Source organism: Nocardiopsis sp. NPDC055824, assembly GCF_053616335.1.
In genome coordinates, this window is the sequence record NZ_JBSHDN010000041.1 from 1 (window position 1) to 24,576 (window position 24,576).

Below are 24,576 nucleotides of genomic sequence, written 5' to 3' on the forward strand. Positions count from 1 at the left end.
CCGCCCCTTCGCGTGCGGTCGGGGCCCGGGCCGCGGCGGCGCGACGCGGCGGACGCGGACGACGCCCTGGCACAGGGCGGCCCCCAGGACGACGACCACCGCGCCCAGCGGCTGGTTCCAGGTCAGGGTCTCGCCCATGAGCACGATCCCGGCGGTGATCGCCACGACCGGCGCCACGTAGGTGACGGTCGTGGCCACGGTCGCCCCCGCCTCCCGCACGATCGCGTACTGGAGGATGTACGCCACCCCCGTGCCGAGCACGCCCAGGACGGCCACCGACGCCACCACCTGCCAGGTCACCCCGGTGGGCGCCTCGGTGAGGAACGGGACGAGCAGCGCCAGGGGCAGGGAGCCGAGGAGCAGCTGGAGCGAGCTCAGCTCCAGGGCCCCGTGGGAGCTGCCCGCGACGAAGCGGCGCAGGTAGGGGGTGCCGATGCCGTAGCAGGCCGTCGCGCCCACGACGAACAGCATGCCGACGACGGCGTCGCGGTCGCCGGCGGCCACCTCGCCCAGCGTGTTCCACACCCCGAAGACGGTGAGCACGCCGAGGAAGCCGATCCCGAGCCCGAGGACCCTGTCCCGGTCGGGGCGCTCGTCCGAGAGCAGCGCCATCGAGAACACCACGCCGAACAGGGGCGTCGCGGCGTTCACGATCCCCATCAGGGCGGAGGGGATGAGCTGTGCGGCGTACCCGAACAGGGTGAAGGGGACCGTGTTGAGCAGCAGCGCCGCCACGAACATGTGGCCCACCAGGCGAGGAGAGGTGGGGAGGCGCCCGCCGCGCAGCAGCACGAGCGCCAGCAGGGGGAGCGCGCCCGCGGCCATGCGGCCGAGCGCGAGCTGCGCGGGGGACAGCGCGCTCGCCCCGACCTTGATGAAGACGAAGCTCATACCCCAGATCAGGGCGAGGAGGGCGAACTTGGCGCGCCAGTCGGAGAGCGGGTGCGGCGGGGGGCCGGACGTGGTCGCGGCGGAGGGGACGGCGGTCATGGGATGTTTCTATCCTGCACCGACGCATTAGGACTACTTCGTATTTCTTAAGGCGGAGGTTAGGCTTGCTTACATGCTCAGCGTCGACCGACTCCGGGTCCTCCACACCATCGCGACGCACGGCTCCCTCACCGCCGCCGCCGAGGCCCTCCACGTCACCAACTCCGCCGTCTCCCAGCAGCTCACCAAGCTCGAACGCGAGGTGGGCCAGCCCCTCGTCGAACGCAACGGCCGGGGCGTACGCCTCACCGACGCCGCCGAGCTCCTGGTCGAGCACACCGCGAAGATCCTCTCCCTGGTCCACCGGGCCGAGGCGGACCTGGAGGCGCACCGCGACGACGTCACGGGCCACCTGCGCCTGAGCGCCACCCCCACGGCCGTCCGGGGACTCCTGCCCCACGCGCTCACCTCCCTGCGCGAGGCGCACCCGGGCCTCCAGGTGGAGCTCCACGAGGAGGAGCCCCACGAGAGCGTGCCCTCGATGGCCCGGGGCGACGCCGACCTCGCCATGGTCATCGACTGGGTCGGCTCCCCGCTGGCCCTGCCCGCGGGGATGAGCCGGGCGCCGCTGCTGGAGGACGTCGGCGACATCGCCCTGCCCGCCGACCACCCCCTCGCCCACCGCGAGCTCCTCGAACCGGAGGAGATCCTCGACCTGCCCTGGATCAGCTGGTCGCGCGGGTCGATCTGCGACGACTGGCTCCACGGCATGATCCGGGCGCGCGGAGGCGAGCCCCGCGTCATCCACAACGTCGAGGAGCACCAGACCAAGCTGGCGCTCATCGCCGCCGGGATCGGAGCCGCCGTCATGCCCCGGCTGGGCCGGGGGCCCCTGCCGGACGGGGTGCGGGTGGTGCCGGTGCAGCCCGCGCTGGTCCGGCAGGTGTACGCGTTCTGGCGCACCGACGCCTCGCGCCGCCCCGCGATCCGGGCCGCCGTCCGCGCTCTGCGTGAGGCCGCGGCCGCCTACGCGGACTGAGACCGGGGCCTTCCGGCGTCCGGGCGGAACGCGGACCGGCCGCCCCGCCGCGCGGACGCGCCGCGCGGCGGGGGACCCGCTACCGGTCCCCGGCCAACAGGCCGGCCAGGGTCGCGGTCGGGCTGATCACCTCCGGGTCGGTCCGGACGTCGACCAGTGTCGGAAGGTCCGCGCCGACCGCCTCGGCCAGCACCTTCTCCAGTTCCTCGCGGGTGTGGGCGGTAGCGCCCCGCGCCCCCAGCGACCGCGCGTACCCGGCCAGGTCGAGCGGGCCGCTGATCCGCGTCCCCGCGATGCGCCCCAGAGCCCGGGCCTGGTGCATGGCGATCGTGCCGTAGAGCCCGTTCTGGAACACCACCACCGTCACGGCCGCGCCCTCCCGCACCGCGGTCTCCAGCTCCTGCCCGGTCATCAGCGCGCCGCCGTCGCCGGCCACGGCCACCACGGTCCGGTCGGGAGCGGCGATCTTGGCCGCCACCGCCGCCGGCACGGCGTAGCCCATGGCCCCGCTGGTGGGCGCCAACTGGGTGGAGGGGTGCCGGAACCACCAGCCCCGGTGCAGGAACGTCGCGAAGTTGCCCGCGTCGTTCGTGATCAGGGCGTCCTCGGGCAGGGCCGCGCGCATGGCCGAGACCACCGCCCACGGGTGCAGGCCCCGGCCCGCGTGGTCCGCGGCGTGGGCGGGCGGGACCGTGCTGTCCACCCACCTCCGGCGGGCCGCGCTCCAGTCGCGGTAGGGAGCCTGCACGGGGGACCCGGCCAGCTCGCGCAGCGCCTCGCGGGCGTCGGCCACCGCACCGAACCACAGGTCGGCGGTGGCGCCCACCTGGCCGGGGTCGATGTCGATCTGCGCGATCCGTGCCCTCGTCGGATCGGGCAGCCGGTACCCCTGCGTGGTGGTCTCGCTCATCCGGCAGCCGACCACCAGCACCGCGTCCGCCTCCGACAGGGCGTTGAGCACGGGCTTGGGGCACCCCAGTCCCAGGTGGCCGAGGTAGAGCGGGTGGTCGTTGGGGAACACGTCCTGGCGCCGCCACGAGGCGTACACCCCGGCGCCGAAGCGCTCGGCCACCCGGACCAGGTCCTCCCGGGCCGCGCGGGCGCCCCCGCCCGCGACGATCACCGGGCGGACCGCCCGGGTCAGCCAGGTGGCCAGCCGGTCACGGGCCTCCCCGCCCAGGGGAGGGCGGGGGACCACGTGCGGGCGCGGCGGATCCTGCGGTCCCACCCGGTGGCCGAACAGGTCGCCGGGCACCGCGATCGCCACCGGCCCCGGACGGCCGGTGGTGGCGACGCGGACCGCCCTGGCGGTCACCTCCGCGAGCCGGTCGGCCCTGTGCACGGTGGTCGCCCACTTGGTGATGGGGGCGTAGAACGCGGTGAGGTCCACCTCCTGGAAGGCCTCCCGGCCCAGCCGGTCGGTCTCCGCCTGCCCCAGGAACACGATCATCGGCGTGGAGTCCTGCATCGCGGTGTGCACGCCCACCGCCAGGTTGGACGCCCCGGGCCCCCGGGTGGCCGCGGCCACGGCCGGTGTCCCGGTCAGCTTGGCCTCGGCCTCCGCCATGAACCCGGCGCCGTTCTCGTGCCGGGTCGACACCAGCCGCATCAGGGGGTGCTGGTCGACGGCGTCGGCGAGTTCGAGGAAGCTCTCCCCGGGGACGGTGTAGCACCGTCTGATCCCGGCGGAGGCGAGGACCTCCACCACCGCGTGAGCGGCGGTGTCGGTGGGTGGTGGGGTGCGGTCGGCGGCTGTGGCCATGGGGGTGGGATCCCTTCCATCGTCGCAAGGTCCACTCGGCGCGCCCGGGATCGGCCGGGCGCATGCGGCCGACTCTGACAGGCGGTCACGGGACGGTCAAGGACGGGCGCGGAGGCGGGAGGCGGTGGTGCGGGCCCGTTCCGGCGGTGGGGGAGGGCCCGGGCGCGGAGCGGTGGCCGGGCCGCGGCGGCGGGGCGGCGGAGGCCGGGCCGGGGAGCGCCCCCCGGCCCGGCGCCTCAGAGCCCCAGCGCGCGCAGGCCGGCCGTGGCGGCCGCGGCCGCGACGATCACGACGAGGAACGGCGCCTTCAGGACGAGGGCGAGGACGGCGGCGCCCAGACCGCCCATCCGTGCGGTGTCCCAGGCCAGGGACTGGCCCTCGCCGCGGAGCGCCTCCACCGCGATCAGCGCGGCCAGCAGGGCGAGGGGGACGGCGGTCGCGAACCGCCGCAGCCACGGGTTGTCGAGGAGCCGCCGCGGAGCGGCCAGACCCGCGTACTTGAGCAGGTAGCAGCCGGCGGCGGTGGCGACGAGCGCGATCCACAGGGTCATGGGCGGGCCTCCCCCGAGGCGGGTCCGGAGCCGGACGCGGGCTCCGCGGCCGTCGGGGCGGGCGGGCCGGCGGAGGGGCCCGCGAGCGCGATCAGTGCGGCCGAGGCGGCCAGCAGCACCGGTACCCCGGCGGGGAGCAGCGGGGTGGCGGCCAGGGCCAGCCCGGCTCCGGCGCCGGCGATCAGCCAGTTCCGGCCCCCGCCCTCGCGGAGACGGGGCCACAGCAGCGCGAGGAAGATCGCCGGGCCCACCGCGTCGAGGCCGAACGCGCCGATGTCGCTCACGCGCTCCGTCGCCAGCGCCCCCACCAGGGTGGTCACCACCCAGAAGGAGCCCAGCACCGCGTAGGTCGTGGCGAACGCGGTGCGCGCCGACTCCCGGTCCGGCTGGGCCAGTGTGACCGCGGTGGTCTCGTCGATCACCCCGTGCGCGGCCAGGGCGCGGCGCGCGCCCCGCCATCCGAGGACGTCGGCCAGCCGCAGTCCGTACAGCGTGTTGCGGGCGCCGAGGAGCAGCGCGCCCGCCGCCCCGGCGACCAGGCTTCCGCCGCCCGCGACCACCCCGACCAGGGCGAACTGCGAGGCTCCCGTGAACATGAACAGGCTCATGAACACGGACTGGGCGGGTGAGAGGCCCGCGGCCACCGCCGCGGTCCCGAACGCGAGACCGGCGGCGCCCACGGCCACGCCGATCCCCATGCTGTCGCGTACCGCCGCCGAGCGGAGGTACGAGCGGAGAGAGAAGGATTTCACGGCGCCCACGCTAGGGGGGCGGGCGCGCGCCGTCTTGAACGTTCTTGCCCGCGAGGAGCGCCCCCGCGGTCGCGGGCCGCGAGGGTCCGGGGCAGAGGTGGCGCGGGGCCGGGGAGGGGGCACAGGGTCGACGGGAGGGGCGCGGGCATCGGCGTTCGGGCCCCGCCGGGGCGGCGGGCGGCCCGGGGCGCGGACGGAGGGACCGGGGCGAGGGGCCGGTCGGGTCCACCGCCCTCCGGAGCGCCGGAGGGCGGGCGGCGGAGCCGCAGGTCAGGGGGCGAGCAGGGCGCGCTGGTAGGCGCCGGGCGGCACGCCCAGGTGGCGCTTGAAGTGGCGCGTCAGGTGGGCCTGGTCGGCGAAACCGACCTCGGCCGCCACCTCGGCCGCCCGGCGGCCGGCGAGGAGGAGCTGCCTGGCCCGGTCCACCCGCACCTGGTTGAGGTAGGCGTGCGGGGGCAGCCCGTACGCGGCCCGGAAGGCGCGGGACAGGGAGAACGGCCCGATCCCCAGCTGGGCGGCGAGCTCGTCCAGGGTCGGCGGGTCGAGCAGGCGGGAGGAGAGGACCTCCCTGGCCCGTGCCACCTCGGGGCGCGCGGCGTGCGGGACGGGATCGGCGGCCCGTTCACGGCCGTGGGAGCGCAGCAGCATGCCCAGGCCCCGCCGGACGAGGGCCGAGGACGTCAGGCGGTCGCCGTGCTCGGCCGCCACGTGGGCGGAGGCCAGGACACGGGCGGCCTCGGGCGCGTGGATGCCCGACTCCGTGAACCCGGGGGTGCCGCGCATCCCCAGTTCGCGGGCGATGTCCACCATGACCTCGGGGGACGGGTAGAACACCCGGTACCCCCAGCCCTCGGGGACGCCGGCGTGGCCGGTGTGCACCTCCCCGGGGCCGACCACCGCCAGGCCGCCGGGGCCCACGCGCGCCTTGCCGCGTGAGTGGGAGTACTCCTCGATGCCGCCGGTGATCACCCCGATGGTGTAGGTGGGGTGGGTGTGCCGGGTGAACGTGGTGGTGACGAAGCGCGCGGTGAGGAGTTCGGTACCGGGCAGTCCGGAGAAGCGCCAGTAGCGCGCGCTCTCCGTGCCCGGGTCGTCCACGCCGGGATGTGTGGTGCTGGGCATGCCCATACCCACAGGTTAGGGGGCCTCCCGGCAGGGCGGGCCGGGCCCGGGGCTAACCTTCGGGGATGACTACGACCGAGATCCGACTGGCACGGGACGAGCGCGACCGTGCCGCCGTGTTCGTCATCCGGGGCGCCGTGTTCGTCTCCGAGCAGCAGGTTCCCGTCGAGGAGGAGTGGGACGAGCGCGACACCGCCGCCGTCCACCTCCTCGCGCTGGCCGACGGGGTCCCCGTCGGCACCGTCAGGCTGGTGGACCAGGGCGACGGCACGGGCCTCCTGGGGAGGCTGGCCGTGCTGCCCAAGGGGCGGGGGAACGGAACCGGGGCCGCCCTGGTCAGGGCGGCGGAGGAGCGGGCGCGCGAACGCGGGTTCGTCCGGGTGGAGCTGCACGCGCAGACCCACGCGCTGGGCTTCTACGCGCGGCTCGGCTACACGGCCCACGGCGACGAGTTCCTGGACGCCGGGATCCCCCACCTGCACATGGTGCGCGACCTGGCCTGACGACGCGAGGGTGCTCCCCGTCCCGGTGCGGTGTGACGGGGAGCGCACGGCCGACGGGGGTGCGGCCGGAATACTACCGAGTAGGATTCGGTTCGACATCGGTGCCCCCTCCACCCGCGCACCCACCGACCCCACGAGGAACACATGACGGTCAACACGCAGCCGGCGACCGAGCGGCCGGACCCCCGGGCCTTCGGCCTCCCCGTGGTCGAGCAGGCCGAGATCCCCTCCGAGCTGCGCTCCCTGGTGGCGCGTGTCCACGACCTCATCGACGCCGTCGCCAACACCGAGGTCGACGGCGACACCCTCGCCGAGGCCGCGGCGACCGTGGAGGGCCTCACCGACAGGCTCAACGTGGCCCGCAGACAGATCGGCACCATGGTCCTGCGCGAGCTGCCCGGCGGCGACACCGAGTACGGGACCATCACCAACGTGGTGTCCGGTGACACCAACCCCGCGGCCCCGCCGCTGTTCCTGGACGCGACCGAGGAGGGGGTGCGCGGCGAGGTCACCCTCAACACCGTCTACCAGGGCCCGCCCGGACTGGTCCACGGCGGCTGGATCGCCGCCATGCTGGACCAGGCCGTCGGCTCCGCTTCCTCGCTCGCGACCTCTCCCGGCCTCACCGCCAGGCTGGAGGTCGACTACCGCAGGCCCACGCCGCTCTTCACGCCCCTGGAGGTCGTCGCGCGGGTGACCGGCACCGAGCGGCGCAAGGTGTACGTCACCGGTGAGATCCGCGTCAACGGCGAGGTCACGGCCGAGGCGACCGCCCTCATGGTGCGCGTCGAGGTGCCCTGACCGGCGCGCGGGACACAGCTCCGAGGGCGGTCCGTACCCCGGTACGGGCCGCCCTCGCCCGTGCGCGGGACGGACACGGTAGGATGGCGCCCGTGACCCACCGCATGCACGTGTTTAGCAGGCCGACGAGCCCGTCGGCCGCTTCCACGTAGGCGGAACAGGGAACGTCGGCAGCAGAGCACCCGGGCGGGAGCCCCGGTGCTCTTTCGTTTTCCAGGCGGCCGACGCCCCCGCACGTGTCACACCCGTTCCCGCGGGACGTACGGCCGCACCGCACCCGCGTCCGTGGACGCATCCCGTCGGAGGCCACCGTGAACCACCCGTCCGCCACCCCCGAGCCCGCGCCCGCCGTCCCCCCGACCGCGCCGGAGGAGCAGATCGCCCTCCTGCGCGGGCGCATCGACCGCCTGGACGCCGAGCTGGCCGCGCTCCTCGAACGGCGGGCGCTGGTCGCCGCCCAGGTGCAGAGGCTCAAGCCGGTCGGGTACTTCGCCGGCCGCGACATGGGCCGTGAGCGGGCGCTGGTCGAGCGGATGGCCCGCCACGCCCCGCGACTGGGCCCCGACCGGATCGCCGAGATCATGGACAGCGTCATCAGCGCCGGGCTCTCCGCGGCCGAGGAGGAGGCGGGGGCCCGGAGGGCGGACTCCACCCGGGCGTGAGCGGGCGCGGCCGCCCGCCCCGGACGCCCGCGCCCGGGGCGGCGGCTCAGGGACGGAGCAGGTCCACCCAGACCAGGCGGTGGTCGGAGCTCGGGAACGGGTAGTCGCCGGTCAGGCGGAAGAGGCTGTCGTCCACGGTCGGCCAGAACACCCCCGACCCGCGGACCGGGACGATCCGGGAGGGCAGCACGTAGTCCACGCGCAGGTTCCCCGGCCCCGGCTCGTCCGTGAAGTCGGCGCTGTCGAGGCCGGGGTCGCCCGCGTGGCCCTCGTTGGCGCCGCCCTGGCGCTGGGCGGCGCCCCTGCCGCCCTGGCTGGCGGGGCGGGGGTCGGTGATCCCCGGGTGCTCCAGGAGGCGGGCGATCGCGCCGGGGTGGCTGGTCCCGTCGTCGGGATCGGCGTTCAGGTCGCCCGCGACGACGAAGGGGGCGCCGACCGGCAGGCCGCCGCGCCGGCCCTCGTCGTCGTAGATGTAGGAGCCCGCGCGCGGGGTGACGTAGTCGGCCCAGAAGCGGATCTCGTCGTGGTTGCGCAGGACGTTGCGCCTCTCGGGCCCGTCGAAGGCCGGCGGCGTGGGGTGGCTGGCCAGGAGGTGGATCGGGCGCCCCCTCCCCGTGTCGACCGGGATGTCCCAGTGGCTCTTGGACGAGAGGCGGAGGACCTCCAGCGCCTCGTCGGAGTAGTAGGGCGCGCCGGTCGCCGGGTCGGTGGGCAGCAGCGCGTCCGGCATGTCCGCCCAGCGGAAGGTCTGGAAGGTGCGCACCCGCTCGGTGACGATCGGGTACATCGAGTACACGACCATCCCGTACTGTCCGGGGAAGGCGCCGTAGCCGAACGCGTCCTCGGCATAGCCGGGGGTCCCGGGCTCCGTCACCGCCCGGCCGTCCCCGTCGAGGTCCGTGCCGGAGGGCACGCCCGTGTTGACCGGGGCGGTGTACACGTACGGGTAGTCGATGGCCTCGGCGTCGTTCTGGCCGACGGAGAGGTAGTTGTCCTGGAACAGGCGGGCGCCCTCGCCCTCCTCGTCGTGGTCGAACTCGTTGACGAGGAGCACGTCGGGCCGCACGTGCTGGATGATCTCCGCGACGTTGCGGGCCTGCTCGCTGTCCGGGGTGGCGAGCTCGGCCGCGAGCGCACCCTGCTCGGGGCGCTCGAGGGCGGTGTTGAACGTCGCGAACCTGACCTGGTGCGGGCCGGGCGGCCCGGGGACGGACGGCGACTCCGCCGCGGCGGCGGGCGCCGCCACCAGGGCCGACGCCGCGAGGACGAGCGTGGCGGTGGAGGCCACGCGGCGTCGGGCCGGGCGGTCCGGGGGACCGGGCCGGGCGTCGCGGTTCACGGACGGGGGCATGGAGGCATCCTCTCACCGGGGGAGCGGGGGGCGGTGCCGCCACCCCGACCGCGGGAGGGTAACAGGCGGGGGTGAACCGGAGGCGGACCCGGGCCGTCCACCGGGCGCGGGTGGCGCGGGTGGCGCGGGTGGCGCGGGTGGCGCGGGTCCTGGGCCCCGGCACCCGGAAAAGCGCTTGGCCGCACGGTCGGCGGTTGGTTCCATGGGGCCATGGACCAGATCGAACCGAACCGCCCCTTCCGCTGGAACGTGGCCGGCGGCGACCGGCTGGGGTCCCTCGTCGGAGACGGGGCCGAGGAGTACGACCCCGGCTACGTCGCCGAACTCACCGAGTGCGCGGCCAAGGTCGTCGCGCGCAGCGCCGACGGGGACCTGTTCTTCGTCGGCCGTTCGCCCGACAGCCTGTACGACCTGCTGGGCGGGGTCCTCGCGGGGACGGCCGACGCCGAGCGCCTGAACCGGCTGCCGCTGTCCCTCTACGGGTACGAGGGGCGCAGGACCACCCCGCGGGAGCGGCGGCAGCTGCGCGTCAACCTGGCCGACGCAGGGCTGTCCCCGGCGGGGCTGGCGGGCCGCAAACGCCCCGTGGTCCTCGTCGACCTGGTCGCCGCGGGCTCCACCTTCGGGAACCTCCACCGGGAGCTGCGGGACTGGATCGACGACGAGCGCGCCGCCTGGAACGTGATCCGGACGAAGGTCCGCTACCTGGGGGTCACCGCCAGGGGGAAGACGAGCCCGAAGACCTGGCGCTGGCAGCAGCACGCCGACTGGGTGGAGGAGCTTCCCGCCCGCGCGGTGCGCAACGTGTCCGTCTCCGGTTGGCTGTGGGGCTATCTGGGCAACACCCAGCCCAAGGCCGAGGACTCCTTCCGGCGCCACCGCTGGGCGGATCCGGGTGTGACCGTGCCCCGGCGGGACGAGGAGGCCCGCGCAGCCCTCGGCAGCGCGGTCGCCCTGCACAGGTACGGGCGCACCCCCGAGGCCAGGGAGCGCTTCCGCCGGGTCCTGGCGGGCGAGCCCGGCTTCCGGGAGCCCTGGCTGCGCGCCCTCGCCGGCCGCGTCCGCGCCGCCTGAGCAAGGGACGGGTCCGACCCGGAACGACCGCTACCCCTCCGGTTCGGGATCCACCCAGGCGACGTGCAGCGGGGCACCCAGTGCTCGGCACACGCGCAGGGCGGACCTGACAGAGGAGAAGGTGCCCCGGACCGGTACCGCGTCGCCGACGAGGGTGACGCGGCCGTCGCGGAACGCCTGGCCCCAGGCGAGGACGACCGCGTCGGACTCGTCGTAGTCCATGGCACACACGGCGAATCGGCGGGGCGCCGCCTCGGCCGCCATGAGCTCGGCCTCGGCGCGCAGGGCTCCGGGGGCCAGGACCGGGGACAGGATCGGAACCGCGGTGGTGTTCTGCATGCTTTGAGCCTGGATCCCGGTGTCCGCCCTGTGCTACTGATTCCTGTTCACGGTGCGAGCTGTGGCTTCGTGTCCCACATGCCGGAGGGCCCTGTGGTTCGGAGCGGCCTGGGAACGGTCCGCTGTGACCGGGGCGCGAACGACTGTGGACCTCGTGGCCGAACCAGGTCTGTGGAAAGCCTCCACCGGTGGTGAGTGCGGATCTAGGCTGGAAAGGCCGGTCTGCGTTGGACGGCGCTGTTCGTTCTTCCCTCGCCCACTCCGGAGCGTTCGCCATGCCCGACCTGCACCTCGTCCCGGAAGAGGAGCCCGAGGCCGAGCCGCGCCCGGCTTCACTGGCTCTGAGGTACTACGCCACCGAGCTCAAGCGTCACCGCGAGGCCGCCGGGCTGACCCAGGCCCAGCTCGCAGAACTCATCCCGTACTCGAAGTCCATGGTCTCCATGGTGGAGACCGCCAAGCGCTCGCCGGTGGAGAGCCGGGAGGGGGACAAGGTCACCTCCCGGTTCACCGAGTGCTGCGACGAGGCGCTGAACACCGGGGGCGCCCTGAGCCGGATACTGCCCCTGCTGGAGAGCGCCAACGACGTCTACAAGAGCTGGTTTCGGCCCTACACGGTCCTTGAAGCCGAAGCGACGATGATCACGGGCTTTGCGAGCCAAACCGTACCGGGGCTGCTGCAAACGGAGGACTACGCGCGTGAGTTGCTTCGTTCTTACTATCCGCCGATGAGCGACGAGGAGGTGGAGAGGCAGGTTCAGGGGCGGATGCGGCGTCAGGAGATTCTGCTCTCGAGGACTCCGCCTCTGCTCTGGTTCGTGTTGGACGAAGCGGTAATCCAGCGCCCTGTCGGTAGCGACGTGGTCTTCCGGGCTCAACTCGAGCGGCTCGTTGAAGCAGGGCAGGGCAGGCGCACCAAGATCCAAGTCATGCCGTTCGAGAGGCGGGCGCACGCTGGTCTGAGTGGAATGATGGTGATATTGCAGTTGCCGGAGGAACGTGCTGTCTATGTCGAAGCTCCTGGAACCGCGCATATCACGACCGTTGACCAGGAGGTCATCGAGCGGACGCTGTCTTTCAATGCGCTCTGTGAGAGGGCGTTGTCTGTTGACGAGTCAGTGCGCATGATCTCAAGCATGCTGGGAGAACCATGAGGAAGACGCTCGAAACCTCTGATTTCCAGTGGAGGAAGTCGAGCTACAGCAGTAACCAAGGTGGCGAGTGCGTGGAGGTGGCGCTGGACTGGCGGAAGTCCCGCTACAGCAGTGGCCAGAGCGGCGACTGCGCCGAGGTGGCCGATGGGGACTGCCACATGCACCTGAGAGACTCCAAGAACCCTGGGCTGGGCCACTTCTCCTTCGGCTCGGGGGAGTGGAGTTCCTTCCTCGGGTCCGCCGGACGGCACTGACTTCTTCCGCCACCTCTGCCGCCGGAGACCCTCGGTGGCCGGACGGCCCACGGCGGTTGTCCGGGGAACTCGTGCCCGGCAGCGGGAGACGCGGGTCTGGAACGGTGGGTTCTGGTCACAGCCGTCCTGTGGGCAGACGATCGAAATGCTCGAAGCCCCTGTGTCCGACTGTGATCGCGGGTATCTCATTGTGAGCGGCTTGCCGGTGTCCGGCCACGGATGTAGGGGCATCGTCTCAACAGCCACGCACGCTGTGGCCGAGCGGTTACCGGTGATGAGCTGAGGAGATGTCGGTGCGCGCCTTGTACGAGCTGGATCTGAGCGAGCTGTCGTGGGTGAAGCCCTGTGGAGGCAACAGCGACGACGACGGAGACGAGGAGTCGTGCGTCCTCGTCGCGGACACTCCCGGGGTGGTCGCCCTGCGGGACTCCAAGAACCCGGGGGCCGAGGCGCTGTGCTTCACCAAGGCGGAGATGGAGGCGTTCGTCCGCCACTACGCCCGTGAGAACGGCATCGTGATCTAGGACACGGGGACCCGTCCGGCTCCGCGCTCGCAGGCAGGGAGTCCGGTTCGTCGTCCACAGGGGACCGCGAGCGTCGTGGGAAAGTCGTAGGCTCGGGAGATACCACCCGACCTACGACCCTCATGGGGGCACCCGAACCATGGCCGACTCCTTCACCCATCTGCACGTCCACACCGAGTACTCGATGCTGGACGGCGCCGCGAAGTTGAAGCCCCTCTTCAAGGAGGCGGCGCGGTTGGGGATGCCGGCGGTCGCCATGACCGACCACGGCAACATGTTCGGCGCCTACGAGTTCTACCAGCAGTCCAAGGGCACCGGTGTCAAGCCGATCATCGGCATCGAGGCGTACGTGGCGCCCGAATCCAGGTTCCACAAGAAGCGCGTGTTCTGGGGGCGGTCCAACACCTCCGACGACGCCTCGACCGAGGGTGCCAAGGACATCTCGGGTGGCGGACGCTTTCTCCACATGACGATGCTGGCGCAGAACGAGACCGGGCTGCGCAACCTCTTCCGGATGTCCTCGCTGGCGTCCATGGAGGGCTACTACATGAAGCCCCGCATGGACCTGGAGCTCATGCAGGAGTACAACGAGGGCATCATCGTCTCCACGGGCTGCCCGTCGGGCGGCGTGCAGACGCGGCTGCGGCTGGGCCAGGAGAAGGAGGCCATCGAGTACGCGGCCGGGCTCCAGGACATCTTCGGCCGGGACAACGTCTTCCTGGAGCTGATGGACCACGGTGTGAGCATCGAGAAGGAGGTCCGCGACGGCCTCCTCAAGGTCGGCCGCGAGCTGAACATCCCGCCGCTGGTCACCAACGACTCCCACTACGTGTACGAGAACCAGGCGGCGGCGCACGACGCCCTGCTGGCGGTGGGCGTGGGCAAGAACCTGGACGACCCCACCCGGTTCCGGTTCAACGGCTCGGGCTACTACCTCAAGACCGCCGACGAGATGCGCGGCATCCTCGACTTCGACGAGTGGAAGCAGGGGTGCAAGAACACCCTGCTCATCGCCGAGCGCGTCGATCCCAACGCCTACGACGCCGTGTTCAAGCACCGGGACCTCATGCCGGTCTTCCCGGTGCCCGAGGGGGAGTCCCAGGCCTCCTGGCTGGCCAAGGAGGTCCAGCGGCTGCTTCCGACGCGCTACCCGGACGGGGCGGGCGAGGAGGTCCAGAAGCGGGTCGAGTTCGAGCTGGCGATCATCAACGAGATGGGCTTCCCGGCCTACTTCCTCGTGGTCGCCGACATCTGCCAGTACGCGCGCAAGAGCAAGATCGCCCTGGGCCCGGGGCGCGGCTCGGCGGCCGGGTCGATGATCGCCTACGTCCTCGGCATCACCGACCTCGACCCGCTCGAGCACGGCCTGCTGTTCGAGCGGTTCCTCAACCCCGAGCGCGTGTCCATGCCCGATGTCGACCTGGACTTCGACGAGCGTCGGCGCGGCGAGATGATCGAGTACGTCACGCGGCTGTACGGCGAGGAGCGCGTCGCCCAGATCCTCACCTTCGGCACCATCAAGGCCAAGGCCGCGGTGAAGGACTCCACCCGCATCCTGGGCATGCCCTACTCGGTGGGCGACCAGATCACGAAGGCGTTCCCGGCCGCGGTCGGCGGCAAGGAGATCCCGCTCGACGCGGTGTTCAACACCGAGCACGAGCGCTACTCGGAGACGACCGAGCTGCGCAGCCTCGTCGAGAACGACCCGCAGGTCAACAAGGTCATGGAGACCGCGCGGGGTATCGAGGGCCTGACACGCGGCACCGGCGTGCACGCGGCGGGCGTCATCCTGTCCAAGGAGCCCCTGCTCGACGTCATCCCGCTGCACAAGCGGGACAACGACGGTGCCATCATCACGGGCTTTCCCTATCCTCAGTGCGAGGACATGGGCCTGCTCAAGATGGACTTCCTGGGCCTGCGCAACCTGACGATCATGGACGACGCGGTCAAGAGCATCAAGGAGGCGGAGGGGGTCGACATCGACCTCATCAAGCTTCCGCTGGACGACAAGAAGACCTACCAGCTCCTCTCGCGCGGCGACACCCTGGGCGTGTTCCAGCTGGACGGCGGCGCGATGCGCAACCTGCTCAAGCGGATGCAGCCGAAGAAGTTCGGTGACATCGCGGCGGTCAACGCCCTGTACCGGCCCGGCCCGATGGCCGCGAACGCGCACAACGACTACGCCGACCGGTCGAACGGGCGCCAGGAGGTCACCGCGATCCACCCGGAGCTGAAGGACGCCCTGGAGCCGATCCTCCAGGAGACCTTCCACCTGATCGTGTATCAGGAGCAGATCATGGCCATCGCCCAGCAGCTGGCCGGCTACACGCTGGGCGGCGCCGACCTCATGCGCCGCGCGATGGGCAAGAAGAAGAAGGAGGCGCTGGAGGAGGAGGAGGCCAAGTTCTTCCCCGGTGCCATGGAGAGGGGATTCTCCAGGGAGGCCGTTCAGGCCCTGTGGGACGTCATGCTCCCGTTCGCCGGGTACGCGTTCAACAAGTCGCACGCCGCCGGCTACGCGCTGGTCTCCTACTGGACCGCCTACCTCAAGGCCAACTACCCGGCCGCGTACATGGCCGCGCTGCTGACCTCGGTCAGCGACGACAAGGACAAGATGGCGGTCTACCTGGCGGAGTGCCGGGCGCAGGGCATCAAGGTGCTCCCCCCGGACGTCAACGAGTCGGGTCTGCGCTTCACACCGGTGGGCAAGGACATCCGCTTCGGCATGGGCGCCGTCCGCAACGTCGGCGCCAACGTGGTCAACTCCATCGTCAAGACCCGTACGGAGAAGGGCAAGTACACGTCCTTCACCGACTTCCTGGCCAAGATCGAGCTGGCGGCCTGCAACAAGAGGGTCATCGAGTCGCTGATCAAGGCGGGCGGGTTCGACTCGCTCGGTCAGCCGCGACGTGAGCTGTACCGCCACCACGAGACCGCGGTCGACGGCATGATCAGCTCCAAGAAGCAGGAGGCGCACGGCCAGTTCGACCTGTTCGGCGGTGCGGAGGAGGGCGGCGACTCCACCCCCATCGGCCTCAACATCAACTGGGGGGACGAGGAGTGGGACCGCAAGACCAAGCTGGCGTTCGAGCGGGAGATGCTGGGCCTGTACGTGTCCAGCCACCCGCTGGCGGGGGCGGAGCGCGTCCTGGCGCGGTCGCGGGACACGTCCATCGCGCAGATCGTCGCCGGTGACCTGGGCCGCGAACGCGGTGAGGTGCGGATCTCCGGCCTGATCTCCAAGGTGGACAAGCGCACCAACAAGGCGGGCAACCAGTGGGCCATCGCCACGGTGGAGGACCTGGACGCCTCCATGGAGGTGCTGTTCTTCCCCAAGACCTACCCCCTGTACGTGGAGGCCCTGCTGGAGGACACGGCGGTCACGGTCAAGGGCCGCCTGAACGACCGGGACGGCACGTGGTCGATGTTCGCCTCGGAGATGTCGATCCTGGACATCTCGCACATCACCGAGGGTGAGCCGCCGGTGCTGCTGACCGTGGACGAGAAGCGCCTCACCCCGGACCTGGTCGTCGACCTGCGCCAGGTGCTGGCCAGCCACCAGGGGGCGACACCGGTGCGGATCAGGGTGGACAACCCGGTCCGGTCGAGGATCTACGCCGTGGACCGCTACTCGGTGCGGATCTCCCCGGAGTTCAACGGCGAGGTGAAGAGCCTGCTGGGGGCGTACGCGGTCGACTACTGACTGTGAAGATGTGTGGTGGCTTCTCCGGTAGGTCTGACTCACGGACTGACCGACACCGACAGGTTGTCCTTCAGGGGATTCGTCGGCCTGCCCGGGGAAGCCACCGCACGCGACCGGACGGGCGACCGTGACCTCATAGGAGCTTGGTCGAAAAGCCCCGCCACAGTCTTGTCCGCCCGCCCGGCCGGCGCGTGCCACCCACCGGGATCAGCGACAGGACGGCAGGTACCAGCATGACCGATCAGCCCCTCGTTGTCACAGCGGGCGTGGACACCCACGGCCACACCCACCACGCCGCCGTGATCGACCCCTTGGGCCGCCACCTGGCCGACCGTGAGTTCCCCGCCACCGGCACCGGCTACCGCCACCTGTCGTCCTGGCTGTCCTCCCACGGCACCGTGGCCGCGGTCGGGGTCGAGGGCACCGGCGCCTACGGCGCCGAGCTCTCCCGTCACCTGGCCCGCCAGGGCCTGAGAGTGGTGGAGGTGGACCGCCCCGACCGCAAAACGCGGCGGATGAAGGGCAAGTCCGACCCCATCGACGCCTACGCCGCCGCCACCGCGGTGGCCTCCGGTCGGGCCTGCGGCACCCCCAAGACCCGTGACGGCGTCGTCGAGGCCGTCCGCTCCCTGCGGGTGGTGCGCCGCTCGGCGGTCAAGGCCCGCACCCAGGCGATCAACCAGGCCCGCCAACTGGTCATCACCTCCCCTGAACAGGTGCGCGCGGGGCTGCGCGGGCTCTCGGCCAAGGTGCTGGCCACCACGTGCGCGCGACTGCGGCCCGGTGCGGATCTGGCCGACCCCGCCCAGGCGGTCAAGTTCGCGCTGCGCCGTCTGGGCAGGCGGATCATCGCTCTGGAGGAGGAGCTCGCCGGTCTGGACGCCGAGCTCGGGGCCCTGACCCGTCGGGCGGCCCCGGAGCTGCTGGAGTTGAAGGGGGTGGGGCCGGACGTGGCCGGGCAGCTGTTGGCCACGGCCGGGGACAACCCCGGCCGGTTGGCCTCGGAAGCGGCGTTCGCGCACCTGTGCGGGGTCGCGCCGGTGCCGGCCTCGTCCGGGCGGCGGGACCGGCACCGGCTCAACCGGGGCGGTGACCGGGCCGCCAACCACGCCCTGCACACCATCGTGCTGGTACGGATGCGCTGGGACGGGCGCACCCGCGCCTACGTCGAGCGGCGCACCGGGCAGGGCCTGTCGAAGAAGGACATCATGCGCTGTCTCAAACGCCATGTGGCCCGGGAGGTCTACCGCGTGCTGACGCGGTCGGTGCGTGACACGGCCACCAACCGAAGTCCCATCGACAGCGGCCTCGCTCAAGCTGCTTGACATCCATAGGAGCATCCCCGAGCGATCAGGATCCCCGTGAGCCGCGCGGTGCGGCCCACGGGGATTCTTCTGTGTCCGGGACTTGCCGGAAGAAAGTTAACGATATATCTTTGAGCTATCAGAACAGAGTAGACAGTCTCTCTGTATCGATAGAAGGAGAACAGCATGAGCGCCATGGCACTTCCCGGCCCCTGGTCCTGGAACGCACGCGGCGGACGCTCCGAGCGTGCGCGGCGTCCCTGGGACCGGCACCCGGCCGACGCGCACCGCGGCCCCCACCCGCACGAGTACGGACACGAGCACGGCGGCGACCGGGCGCAGTTCGGACCGCCGCCGCCCCCGCCGCCTCCCGGAGTCCCGCCGGGAGGCGGACCCTGGGGAGGGGCGGGAGTCCCCTTCGGGGGCCCGTTCGGCGGTTTCGGACACGGTCCCGGCGGCCACCGGGGCGGTCGCGGCGACGGGCGCCGGGCCCGACGCGGCGACGTCCGCACCGGCATCCTGCTGCTCATCGCCGAGGAGCCGCGCAGCGGCTACGAGATCATCCGCGAGGGCCGCGACCGCAGCGGCGGCATGTGGCGGCCCAGCCCCGGGTCCGTCTACCCGATGCTCCAGCAGCTGGAGGACGAGGGCCTGGTCGCACAGGAGGAGGGGGAGGGGCGTCGCCGTCCCTACCGGCTCACCGAGGAGGGCATCGCCTACCTGGACGAGAACGGCGCCGGGCTCACCCCGCCCTGGGAGGCGGGTGCGGACGCCCACGCGGACAGCCGGTCCCGCTACGAGGAGATCGGCGGCCTGGCGTACCAGCTGGCGGCGGCCGCCGCCCAGGTCGCCCAGGCGGGCACCGACGACCAGCTGGACCGCGCCAAGCGGCTCCTGGCCGAGACACGGCGCAACCTCTACCTGATCCTGGCCGAGGAGGACACCGCCCCGGAGCCGGACCCCGAGGAGGACGCCGGCCTCTGAGCCGGGGACGCCGGGGGCCCGTGGACACGACCCTGGGTTTCCAGCGGTCGGCACGGGCCCTCCGCGGTCCGGCCCCGGTTCCGGTCCCGCCCTACTCGCCGGTCACCCCGTCGGCGAGTTCGCGCAGCAGGTCCAGGTGCCCGTTGTGGCGGGCGGTCTCCTCGATCATGTGCACCAGGACCCAGCGCAGGGTGGTGGGCTCCTCGTCCTTCCGGGCGGTGGCGGCCACCGCGTCCAGGTCGAGCCCCGCGGTGATCTCGCGCGAGCGCGCGCACTGCTCCTCGTACTCGTCGAGCAGCAGGGACAGGGGGAGCTCACTGCCGCGCCGCCACTCGGCGTCGGGGTCCTCGGGGGTCGCATGCCCGTTCTCGGGCAGTCCCATCAGGAGCTTCTCGAACCAGGCGTGCTCCACCCAGCGCAGGTGCGAGACCACGGCGCCGACGCTCATCAGCGGCGACGTCGGAAGCGGGGTGGCGGAGGCGTGCCCGGGGGACAGGCCCACGCACTTGGCGTGCACCGTGGCGCGGTGCCACTCCAGCCACGTCGTGAGCATGGTGCGCTCGTCGGCCGCCATGGGCGGATCGACGCGGCCGGGGGCGGTCAGGGGGACGTTCTCGTCGTTCATCCCCGTATTGTCCGGTCGGCGCCCCTCGCGCGCCAGCGCATTTCCGGAGGCGCCGTCCCCGGTGCGGGAGGCCGTGGACGGGGAGGGCTCCGGGGGCGCGCCCCGGCCCTGGCCCGGTCCTACTGCCCGGTCACGCCGTCGGCGAGTTCGCGCAGGACGTCCAGGTGCCCGTTGTGGCGGGCGGTCTCCTCGATCATGTGCAGGAGCACCCAGCGCAGGGTCGGCTGCGGCCGCGAACGGCGGGCCGACGCCCCCAGCTCCAGCCTCGCGGTGATCTCGCGCGAGCGCGCGCACTGGGCCGCGTAGTCGTCGAGCAGCCCCGTGAGCGGCAGCTCGGCGCCGACGCGGAACTCGGCGTCCGGGTCCTCCAGCGAGTACGGCGCCCGGTCGGCCTGGTTGAGCATCACCACCTCGAACCAGAACGCCTCCACCCACCGCAGATGGGACACGAGGCCGCCCGCGGTCATCAGCGGAGAGGTGGGGAGGGGAGCCGCCCCCGACAGCTCCGAGGCCAGACCGGCGCACTTGAGGTGGACCGTGGCGCGCTGCCTGTCCAGATAACTGGTGAGCATGGTGCGCTCGTCGGCCGCCAGGGGAGGATCGACACGCCGGGGCGCGGGTGCGGCCGGAGGGCTGTTCTCGTCGCTCATGCCGGTATTCTCCGTTCCGGCTATGCCCTGTATCCACTGGTTTTCCGGGGTGGGACCGGGACGGGGTGAGGAGAGTTGGGGAGATGACGGAGCAGAACCGCGCGGACGGGGCGGCGCCGCTACGACAGCTGGCCGTGGGGGCGTGCGTCTTCGGGGCCCTGGTTCTGCTGGGCGCGCTGCTGGGCCTGGTGTGGTGGCAGTTCGCGCCCCGCGCGGAGGGCACCGCGCTGGGCGACGGGCAGGTCTTCACCGGCACCACCGAGGACGTGTTCGCCGGTGAGGGCTACTTCGTCGTCATGACCGCGCTCGCCGGCCTGGCCACCGGGTACGCGGCCTACATGGTCCAGTTCCCGCTGGCCCGGCGACGCCTCCAGGACCTGCGCCTGGCCGTCCTGGTCGCGGGTTTCCTGGGCGCGGTCGCGGGCGCCCTGCTCACCTGGCGCGTCGGGGTGGCACTGGACGGCGGGGTCCACGCCGCCGTCGGGGCGGCGGAGTCCGGCGCGACGGTCGTGACCGGGCTCCACCTGGACGCGACCGCGTTCCTGGTGGCCTGGCCCTTCGTGTTCGTGCTCCAGTACGGCCTGCTCGACGCGGTCAGCATCGTGCGCCGCGACCTGCCCGGCGTCCCCCCGCCCCCTCCCGCGCCGCCCGAGGGGGCGGCGGAGGGAGCCGTCGGGCAGGAGGGCGGGGACCGGACGCCGCGGGACGGCGGGCTGCCCCCGGCGCCGCCCGCCCGCGGTGCGCCTGTCGCGGTCGAACACGACCCGTCCGGACCGGAGGGCACCGGGCGCTGACCCCCGGCCGCGTGCGCCTCAGAGGGGCCGGACCGAGTCCTCGTACATGGCGTCGAGGAGGTGCCGGTACTTGGCCTCGATCGTCCTCCGCCTCATCTTGAGACTGGGGGTGATCTCGCCCTCCTCCACGGTCAGGTCGTGGGGGAGGACGGTGAACCTCTTGACCGTCTCGTGCCGGGGCAGCCCCCTGTTCAGCTCGTCGACGGCCTCCTGGACCATCTGCCGCACCCGGGGCTCCGCGGTCAGTGCCGTGTAGTCGAGGTGGCCCAGTCCGTTCTCGGCCGCCCACACGCCGACGGCCTCGGGGTCCAGGGCCACCAGCGCGGTGCAGTAGGGGCGCCTGTCGCCGTGCACGACCAGGTTGCTCACGTAGGGGCACAGCGCCTTGAAGCGGCTCTCGATCCCCTGCGGCGCGACGTACTTGCCGCCGGACGTCTTGATGAGCTCCTTCTTGCGGTCGGTGATCCGCAGGTGTCCGCCCTCCAGGACGCCGATGTCGCCGGTGGCGAACCATCCGTCCGGGCCGAGCGCCTCCTCGGTGGCGCCGGACAGGTTGTGGTAGCCGCGCATCACGCACCCGCCGCGGATGAGGATCTCGCCGTCCTCGGCGAGCTTGACCTCCGTGCCGGGCATGGGCAGGCCCACGGTGCCGAACCGGACCGAACCCGGCCGGTTGAGGAACGTGCCCGCACTGGTCTCGGTGAGGCCGTAGCCCTCCAGGATGAGGATTCCGGCCCCGTAGAAGAACCGGCCGATCTCGGGGGAGAGCGGGGCGCTGCCGGAGACGAAGAACTTGAGGCGCTCCCCGAAGCGCGCCCGCAGCCTGGAGAACACGAGCCGGTCCGCCACCCGGTGCTGGACGGCCAACAGGCCGGTGGGCGTCCGCCCCTCCTCCTTCTCGCGGGCGACCCGGTCCGCGACCCCCGCGGCCCACCGGAAGATCCGGTACTTGGCGGCGCCGCCCTCCGCGGCCTGCATGACGACCCGGTTGTACACCTTCTCGAAGATGCGCGGCGCGGCCGCCATGAAGGTGGGCTGCACGATCGCCAGGTTGTCCACGATCTTGTCCACCCGGCCGTCCACGGCGGTCCTGAAACCGATCCGCAACTGGCTGACCTGCATGAGCTTGCCGAAGACGTGGGACAGGGGCAGCCACAGGTACTGGACGTCGTCGGGGGTGAGCATCTCCCAGCCCTGCCCGCGCAGCTCCTCGTCCAGGTCCTGGACCGCCTGGGCCTCGTAAAGCCAGTTGGAGTGGTCCAGGCGCACGCCCTTGGGCCTTCCGGTGCTGCCGGAGGTGTAGATGAGGGTGGCCAGGTGGTCGGGCCGGACCGCCGCGACGAGTGCGTCGAACAGGCCGGGTCTCTCCTCCCGGAGCTCCGCGCCCAGGGCGGACAGCTCGTCCAGGGTGATGACCCAGTCGCCGTCCCCGTCGCCGTCGAAGACGACCACCTTGGACACGCCGGGGATCTGCGCCCGCTGGTCGACGAGCTTGGCGACCTGTGCGGCGTCCTCGGCGAAGACCACCATGCTGCCGGAGTCGGAGAGGATGTAGGCGCAGTCGGGCGGGGTGCTGGAGGGGTAGACGGTGGTGGAGGCGCCGCCGGCGCAGAGGATGGCCAGGTCGGCGAGGATCCACTCCATCCGGGTGCCGGAGGCGATGGCGCACCGCGCCTGGGAGGTCACTCCCAGGGAGTGCAGGCCCAGCGCGAGGTCGCGCACGCGGTCGAGGGTCTGGGACCAGGTGAGGGTCTCCCACTTCTCGGGAGCGCCGCTCGGGTCGGGGACGGGATGGCTGAACGCCACGGCGTCACCGGACTCGGCGACGCGGTGGGTGAACATACCGGGAACGGAGGAGAAGGGGGATGTGTTGCCCATTTCACAAAGCTACCCCCGGGTAGGTAGCCCGGCAACAGCCCCTCCGCGGGCCTTCCCGGACGTCGGCCCCGGCGGGGAGGGAACGTGGCAGTCCGCTGCGGTGCGTCGCCGCGCCCCGCCCCCGCGCCGGCCGCCGCCCGTGGCCGGACCGGTGTCAGCCGGCGCAGATCGGGGCGGTGACCGCGTCGGTGAGCGCGATCAGGTCGTTCGGGCGCAGCTCCATCTGCAGGCCGCGCCTCCCCGCCGAGACGTAGACGGAGGCCAGGTCCGTCACCGAGGAGTCGATCACCGTCCGCAGCCGCTTGCGCTGGCCCAGCGGGCTGATCCCGCCCCTGACGTAGCCGGTGATCCTCTCGGCCCTGTCGGGGTCGGCCATGGCGGCCTTCTTGCCGCCGACCGCGGCGGCGAGCGCCTTGAGGTCGAGCGAGGTGCTCACCGGGACGACCCCCACCGTGAACACCCCGTCCACCTCGGCGATCAGAGTCTTGAAGACGTGCTCGCGGGGCACCCCGAGCGCGTCGGCGGCGTCGGCGCCGTAGGAGCTCCCCTCCGAGCCGCCGTCCACCTCGTAGGGGTGCAGGGTGTAGGTGGTCTTGGTCCGCCCGGCGGCCACGGTCGCGGGTGTGGCTTTTCCGCTCATCGGAATTCCTGGTTCCTGTCTGCGCGCGAGCGCGCGGATGTGCGTCGACGGTCCGCGCGAAGCGTCCGGGCCGGTCCCGGGCGGGCCGCGCCGGCCGCACCTGTCCGTACAGCAGGCTAGACCCGGACCCGCGCGTCCCACGAGGGGACCTGCGGGGAGGGGCGGGCCCCGGTGGCGGGGTGCGGATCGTCCCCGCCCCGGGTCAGTTGAAGGAGACGCCGTTGCTGAGGAAGGGGCCCGCGGGCAGGTTGGGGAGGGTGGGGGCCGCCACGATGCGGTTCTCCCGGCGCAGGAACCTGGCCGCCACCGCCAGCCGTGTCGCGGCGTCCTCCGCCTCCAGCATCCGCTGCTTCTCGGACTGGTCCAGCACGACCGACGCGGCCACGGAGTACGACAGGGCGATGGGGTCCTTGGGCAGTTCCGGCGCGGAGTCCGGCGACATCCCGATCGACGCCAACCGCTGGGAGTAGGTCCCGAACAGGTCCCGTACGTGCTCGGCGTGCTCGTCGGCGTCAGGACCCAGGGGCTCGGGCAGGAACGACACCGAGGCGGTCGAGTACACCTCGGGGGAGGAGGCGTCCACCTCGGCCAGGTCGGTGACCGCGAACCGGGCGCCCCCCTCGACCACCAGGTCGTAGCGCCCGTCGTCGTAGGTGCGCACGTTGCGCAGCAGGGCTGTGCAGCCGGTGGCGGCCACCCTGGGGAGCGAGGTCCCCGGACCGCCGATCGTCGGCACCCCGGTGTCGGCCCCGCCCGCGCCCTGGCCCGACTCGGCGGCCACCTCGTGTCCCAGCTCGATCCACACCACGCCGAACCGGCGCGGTCCCCGGTCGTGCCCGGTCACCTCGCTCTGGGCGAGGGCGGGGCCGAGCAGCTCCGAGACCAGGGCCCGGTACCGCCGCTCGAAGACGTGCAGGGGAACGGTCATACCGGGGAACAGGACGGTGTTCAACGGGAAGATCGGCAGTGCCACGGGCATGCCCCCAGTATGCCTCCCTCCCGGCGGGGCGACGGCGTCGCGCGGGTCGGCGCGTCCGGGCGCGCGTACGGCCCGGGGGAATCCCGGCTCGGCCTCGGCCGAACACCGGAACGCGTCCGGGCGCGCGTACGGCCCGGGGCCGGCTCCCGGCTCCCCCCTCGGGAACGGGCGTCCGGGCCCCGGGCCGCACGGGAGGCGGCC

Annotated in this window: 24 protein-coding genes; 12 read left to right on the plus strand and 12 right to left on the minus strand. The window is 72.6% G+C overall.

Annotation, left to right across the window (positions count from 1 at the left end; genetic code table 11):
* On the minus strand, positions 1 to 990 hold a 990-nt coding region (locus ACWGL3_RS11470; RefSeq protein ID WP_452461235.1), incomplete at its 3' end, for a DMT family transporter.
* A 73-nt stretch (positions 991 to 1,063) separates the two neighbouring features.
* Here ACWGL3_RS11470 and ACWGL3_RS11475 point away from each other — a divergent pair.
* Positions 1,064 to 1,969: a LysR family transcriptional regulator gene (locus ACWGL3_RS11475; protein ID WP_267945804.1), complete on the plus strand. Its 906-nt coding sequence runs from the start codon at positions 1,064 to 1,066 to the stop codon at positions 1,967 to 1,969.
* A gap of 79 nt (positions 1,970 to 2,048) precedes the next feature.
* On the opposite strand, the gene ACWGL3_RS11480 is transcribed toward ACWGL3_RS11475, so the two are convergent.
* The 4 genes from ACWGL3_RS11480 to ACWGL3_RS11495 form a co-directional block, all read right to left on the minus strand.
* A complete protein-coding gene (locus ACWGL3_RS11480) occupies positions 2,049 to 3,731 on the minus strand; it encodes a thiamine pyrophosphate-dependent enzyme (protein WP_452461236.1) in 1,683 nt (560 codons plus the stop codon).
* Positions 3,732 to 3,967: 236 nt separating this feature from the next.
* Positions 3,968 to 4,282 (minus strand): AzlD domain-containing protein, encoded by a 315-nt coding sequence (locus tag ACWGL3_RS11485; RefSeq protein WP_267945802.1) that lies wholly within the window; start codon positions 4,280 to 4,282, stop codon positions 3,968 to 3,970.
* Positions 4,279 to 4,980: an AzlC family ABC transporter permease gene (locus ACWGL3_RS11490; protein ID WP_452461241.1), complete on the minus strand. Its 702-nt coding sequence runs from the start codon at positions 4,978 to 4,980 to the stop codon at positions 4,279 to 4,281. The genes ACWGL3_RS11485 and ACWGL3_RS11490 overlap by 4 nt, the downstream gene beginning before the upstream one ends.
* A gap of 324 nt (positions 4,981 to 5,304) precedes the next feature.
* Positions 5,305 to 6,156, minus strand: coding sequence for an AraC family transcriptional regulator (locus tag ACWGL3_RS11495; protein WP_344180802.1), 852 nt, complete (start codon positions 6,154 to 6,156; stop codon positions 5,305 to 5,307).
* A gap of 65 nt (positions 6,157 to 6,221) precedes the next feature.
* On the opposite strand from ACWGL3_RS11495, the gene ACWGL3_RS11500 reads away from it, so the two are divergent.
* The 3 genes from ACWGL3_RS11500 to ACWGL3_RS11510 all read left to right on the plus strand — a co-directional run bounded on the left by ACWGL3_RS11500 (position 6,222) and on the right by ACWGL3_RS11510 (position 8,122).
* Positions 6,222 to 6,659, plus strand: a complete 438-nt coding sequence (locus ACWGL3_RS11500; RefSeq protein WP_267945801.1) for a GNAT family N-acetyltransferase — start codon at positions 6,222 to 6,224, stop codon at positions 6,657 to 6,659.
* A 144-nt stretch (positions 6,660 to 6,803) separates the two neighbouring features.
* Positions 6,804 to 7,460: a PaaI family thioesterase gene (locus ACWGL3_RS11505; protein ID WP_267945800.1), complete on the plus strand. Its 657-nt coding sequence runs from the start codon at positions 6,804 to 6,806 to the stop codon at positions 7,458 to 7,460.
* Positions 7,461 to 7,771: 311 nt separating this feature from the next.
* The gene (locus ACWGL3_RS11510; RefSeq protein WP_267945799.1) at positions 7,772 to 8,122 is read left to right on the plus strand and encodes a chorismate mutase; all 351 of its coding nucleotides are present in this window, start codon (positions 7,772 to 7,774) and stop codon (positions 8,120 to 8,122) included.
* A 46-nt stretch (positions 8,123 to 8,168) separates the two neighbouring features.
* On the opposite strand, the gene ACWGL3_RS11515 is transcribed toward ACWGL3_RS11510, so the two are convergent.
* Positions 8,169 to 9,473, minus strand: a complete 1,305-nt coding sequence (locus ACWGL3_RS11515) for an endonuclease/exonuclease/phosphatase family protein (protein WP_431061437.1) — start codon at positions 9,471 to 9,473, stop codon at positions 8,169 to 8,171.
* Positions 9,474 to 9,683: 210 nt separating this feature from the next.
* On the opposite strand from ACWGL3_RS11515, the gene ACWGL3_RS11520 reads away from it, so the two are divergent.
* Positions 9,684 to 10,547 (plus strand): hypothetical protein, encoded by an 864-nt coding sequence (locus tag ACWGL3_RS11520; protein WP_267945798.1) that lies wholly within the window; start codon positions 9,684 to 9,686, stop codon positions 10,545 to 10,547.
* A 30-nt stretch (positions 10,548 to 10,577) separates the two neighbouring features.
* Here the strand turns inward: ACWGL3_RS11520 and ACWGL3_RS11525 are convergent, their stop codons facing one another.
* Complete coding sequence (locus ACWGL3_RS11525) at positions 10,578 to 10,886, minus strand: hypothetical protein (protein WP_267945797.1); 309 nt, start codon at positions 10,884 to 10,886, stop codon at positions 10,578 to 10,580.
* A gap of 275 nt (positions 10,887 to 11,161) precedes the next feature.
* Here ACWGL3_RS11525 and ACWGL3_RS11530 point away from each other — a divergent pair, with 275 nt between their 5' ends.
* From ACWGL3_RS11530 to ACWGL3_RS11555, 6 genes are all read left to right on the plus strand, one after another.
* The gene (locus ACWGL3_RS11530; protein WP_267945796.1) at positions 11,162 to 12,040 is read left to right on the plus strand and encodes a helix-turn-helix domain-containing protein; all 879 of its coding nucleotides are present in this window, start codon (positions 11,162 to 11,164) and stop codon (positions 12,038 to 12,040) included.
* Positions 12,037 to 12,294 carry a DUF397 domain-containing protein gene (locus ACWGL3_RS11535; protein ID WP_267945795.1) on the plus strand — a complete coding sequence of 86 codons (258 nt, stop codon included), beginning with the start codon at positions 12,037 to 12,039 and terminating at the stop codon, positions 12,292 to 12,294. Before ACWGL3_RS11530 ends, ACWGL3_RS11535 begins: the two co-directional genes overlap by 4 nt.
* A gap of 293 nt (positions 12,295 to 12,587) precedes the next feature.
* Positions 12,588 to 12,818, plus strand: a complete 231-nt coding sequence (locus tag ACWGL3_RS11540) for a DUF397 domain-containing protein (RefSeq protein WP_452461237.1) — start codon at positions 12,588 to 12,590, stop codon at positions 12,816 to 12,818.
* A gap of 139 nt (positions 12,819 to 12,957) precedes the next feature.
* Positions 12,958 to 16,521 (plus strand): DNA polymerase III subunit alpha, encoded by a 3,564-nt coding sequence (gene dnaE, locus ACWGL3_RS11545; protein WP_267945793.1) that lies wholly within the window; start codon positions 12,958 to 12,960, stop codon positions 16,519 to 16,521.
* 233 nt (positions 16,522 to 16,754) lie between these two features.
* The gene (locus ACWGL3_RS11550; RefSeq protein WP_267946180.1) at positions 16,755 to 17,846 is read left to right on the plus strand and encodes an IS110 family RNA-guided transposase; all 1,092 of its coding nucleotides are present in this window, start codon (positions 16,755 to 16,757) and stop codon (positions 17,844 to 17,846) included.
* 165 nt (positions 17,847 to 18,011) lie between these two features.
* Positions 18,012 to 18,809: a PadR family transcriptional regulator gene (locus ACWGL3_RS11555; RefSeq protein WP_267945792.1), complete on the plus strand. Its 798-nt coding sequence runs from the start codon at positions 18,012 to 18,014 to the stop codon at positions 18,807 to 18,809.
* Between the two features lie 91 nt (positions 18,810 to 18,900).
* Here ACWGL3_RS11555 and ACWGL3_RS11560 read toward each other — a convergent pair whose 3' ends face one another.
* On the minus strand, positions 18,901 to 19,434 hold the full coding sequence (locus ACWGL3_RS11560; RefSeq protein WP_352982954.1) for a DinB family protein: 534 nt from the start codon (positions 19,432 to 19,434) through the stop codon (positions 18,901 to 18,903).
* A 119-nt stretch (positions 19,435 to 19,553) separates the two neighbouring features.
* Complete coding sequence (locus ACWGL3_RS11565; RefSeq protein WP_267945790.1) at positions 19,554 to 20,084, minus strand: DinB family protein; 531 nt, start codon at positions 20,082 to 20,084, stop codon at positions 19,554 to 19,556.
* 83 nt (positions 20,085 to 20,167) lie between these two features.
* Here ACWGL3_RS11565 and ACWGL3_RS11570 point away from each other — a divergent pair, with 83 nt between their 5' ends.
* Positions 20,168 to 20,878 (plus strand): hypothetical protein, encoded by a 711-nt coding sequence (locus ACWGL3_RS11570; protein WP_267945789.1) that lies wholly within the window; start codon positions 20,168 to 20,170, stop codon positions 20,876 to 20,878.
* Positions 20,879 to 20,896: 18 nt separating this feature from the next.
* Here ACWGL3_RS11570 and ACWGL3_RS11575 read toward each other — a convergent pair whose 3' ends face one another.
* The 3 genes from ACWGL3_RS11575 to ACWGL3_RS11585 all read right to left on the minus strand — a co-directional run bounded on the left by ACWGL3_RS11575 (position 20,897) and on the right by ACWGL3_RS11585 (position 24,375).
* Complete coding sequence (locus ACWGL3_RS11575) at positions 20,897 to 22,756, minus strand: AMP-dependent synthetase/ligase (protein ID WP_344180826.1); 1,860 nt, start codon at positions 22,754 to 22,756, stop codon at positions 20,897 to 20,899.
* A gap of 154 nt (positions 22,757 to 22,910) precedes the next feature.
* Complete coding sequence (gene ybaK / locus ACWGL3_RS11580) at positions 22,911 to 23,396, minus strand: Cys-tRNA(Pro) deacylase (RefSeq protein WP_452461238.1); 486 nt, start codon at positions 23,394 to 23,396, stop codon at positions 22,911 to 22,913.
* Positions 23,397 to 23,598: 202 nt separating this feature from the next.
* Positions 23,599 to 24,375 (minus strand): LON peptidase substrate-binding domain-containing protein, encoded by a 777-nt coding sequence (locus ACWGL3_RS11585; protein WP_267945786.1) that lies wholly within the window; start codon positions 24,373 to 24,375, stop codon positions 23,599 to 23,601.
* Positions 24,376 to 24,576 lie beyond the last annotated feature (201 nt).

Coding starts and splice junctions, on each gene's coding strand:
- ACWGL3_RS11475 (WP_267945804.1), top strand. CDS start 1,064: ATGCTCAGCGTCGACCGACTCCGGGTCCTCCACACCATCGCGACGCAC.
- ACWGL3_RS11480 (WP_452461236.1), bottom strand. CDS start 3,731: ATGGCCACAGCCGCCGACCGCACCCCACCACCCACCGACACCGCCGCT.
- ACWGL3_RS11485 (WP_267945802.1), bottom strand. CDS start 4,282: ATGACCCTGTGGATCGCGCTCGTCGCCACCGCCGCCGGCTGCTACCTG.
- ACWGL3_RS11490 (WP_452461241.1), bottom strand. CDS start 4,980: ATGGGGATCGGCGTGGCCGTGGGCGCCGCCGGTCTCGCGTTCGGGACC.
- ACWGL3_RS11495 (WP_344180802.1), bottom strand. CDS start 6,156: ATGCCCAGCACCACACATCCCGGCGTGGACGACCCGGGCACGGAGAGC.
- ACWGL3_RS11500 (WP_267945801.1), top strand. CDS start 6,222: ATGACTACGACCGAGATCCGACTGGCACGGGACGAGCGCGACCGTGCC.
- ACWGL3_RS11505 (WP_267945800.1), top strand. CDS start 6,804: ATGACGGTCAACACGCAGCCGGCGACCGAGCGGCCGGACCCCCGGGCC.
- ACWGL3_RS11515 (WP_431061437.1), bottom strand. CDS start 9,473: ATGCCCCCGTCCGTGAACCGCGACGCCCGGCCCGGTCCCCCGGACCGC.
- ACWGL3_RS11520 (WP_267945798.1), top strand. CDS start 9,684: ATGGACCAGATCGAACCGAACCGCCCCTTCCGCTGGAACGTGGCCGGC.
- ACWGL3_RS11525 (WP_267945797.1), bottom strand. CDS start 10,886: ATGCAGAACACCACCGCGGTTCCGATCCTGTCCCCGGTCCTGGCCCCC.
- ACWGL3_RS11530 (WP_267945796.1), top strand. CDS start 11,162: ATGCCCGACCTGCACCTCGTCCCGGAAGAGGAGCCCGAGGCCGAGCCG.
- ACWGL3_RS11535 (WP_267945795.1), top strand. CDS start 12,037: ATGAGGAAGACGCTCGAAACCTCTGATTTCCAGTGGAGGAAGTCGAGC.
- dnaE (WP_267945793.1), top strand. CDS start 12,958: ATGGCCGACTCCTTCACCCATCTGCACGTCCACACCGAGTACTCGATG.
- ACWGL3_RS11550 (WP_267946180.1), top strand. CDS start 16,755: ATGACCGATCAGCCCCTCGTTGTCACAGCGGGCGTGGACACCCACGGC.
- ACWGL3_RS11555 (WP_267945792.1), top strand. CDS start 18,012: ATGAGCGCCATGGCACTTCCCGGCCCCTGGTCCTGGAACGCACGCGGC.
- ACWGL3_RS11560 (WP_352982954.1), bottom strand. CDS start 19,434: ATGAACGACGAGAACGTCCCCCTGACCGCCCCCGGCCGCGTCGATCCG.
- ACWGL3_RS11565 (WP_267945790.1), bottom strand. CDS start 20,084: ATGAGCGACGAGAACAGCCCTCCGGCCGCACCCGCGCCCCGGCGTGTC.
- ACWGL3_RS11570 (WP_267945789.1), top strand. CDS start 20,168: ATGACGGAGCAGAACCGCGCGGACGGGGCGGCGCCGCTACGACAGCTG.
- ACWGL3_RS11575 (WP_344180826.1), bottom strand. CDS start 22,756: ATGGGCAACACATCCCCCTTCTCCTCCGTTCCCGGTATGTTCACCCAC.
- ybaK (WP_452461238.1), bottom strand. CDS start 23,396: ATGAGCGGAAAAGCCACACCCGCGACCGTGGCCGCCGGGCGGACCAAG.
- ACWGL3_RS11585 (WP_267945786.1), bottom strand. CDS start 24,375: ATGCCCGTGGCACTGCCGATCTTCCCGTTGAACACCGTCCTGTTCCCC.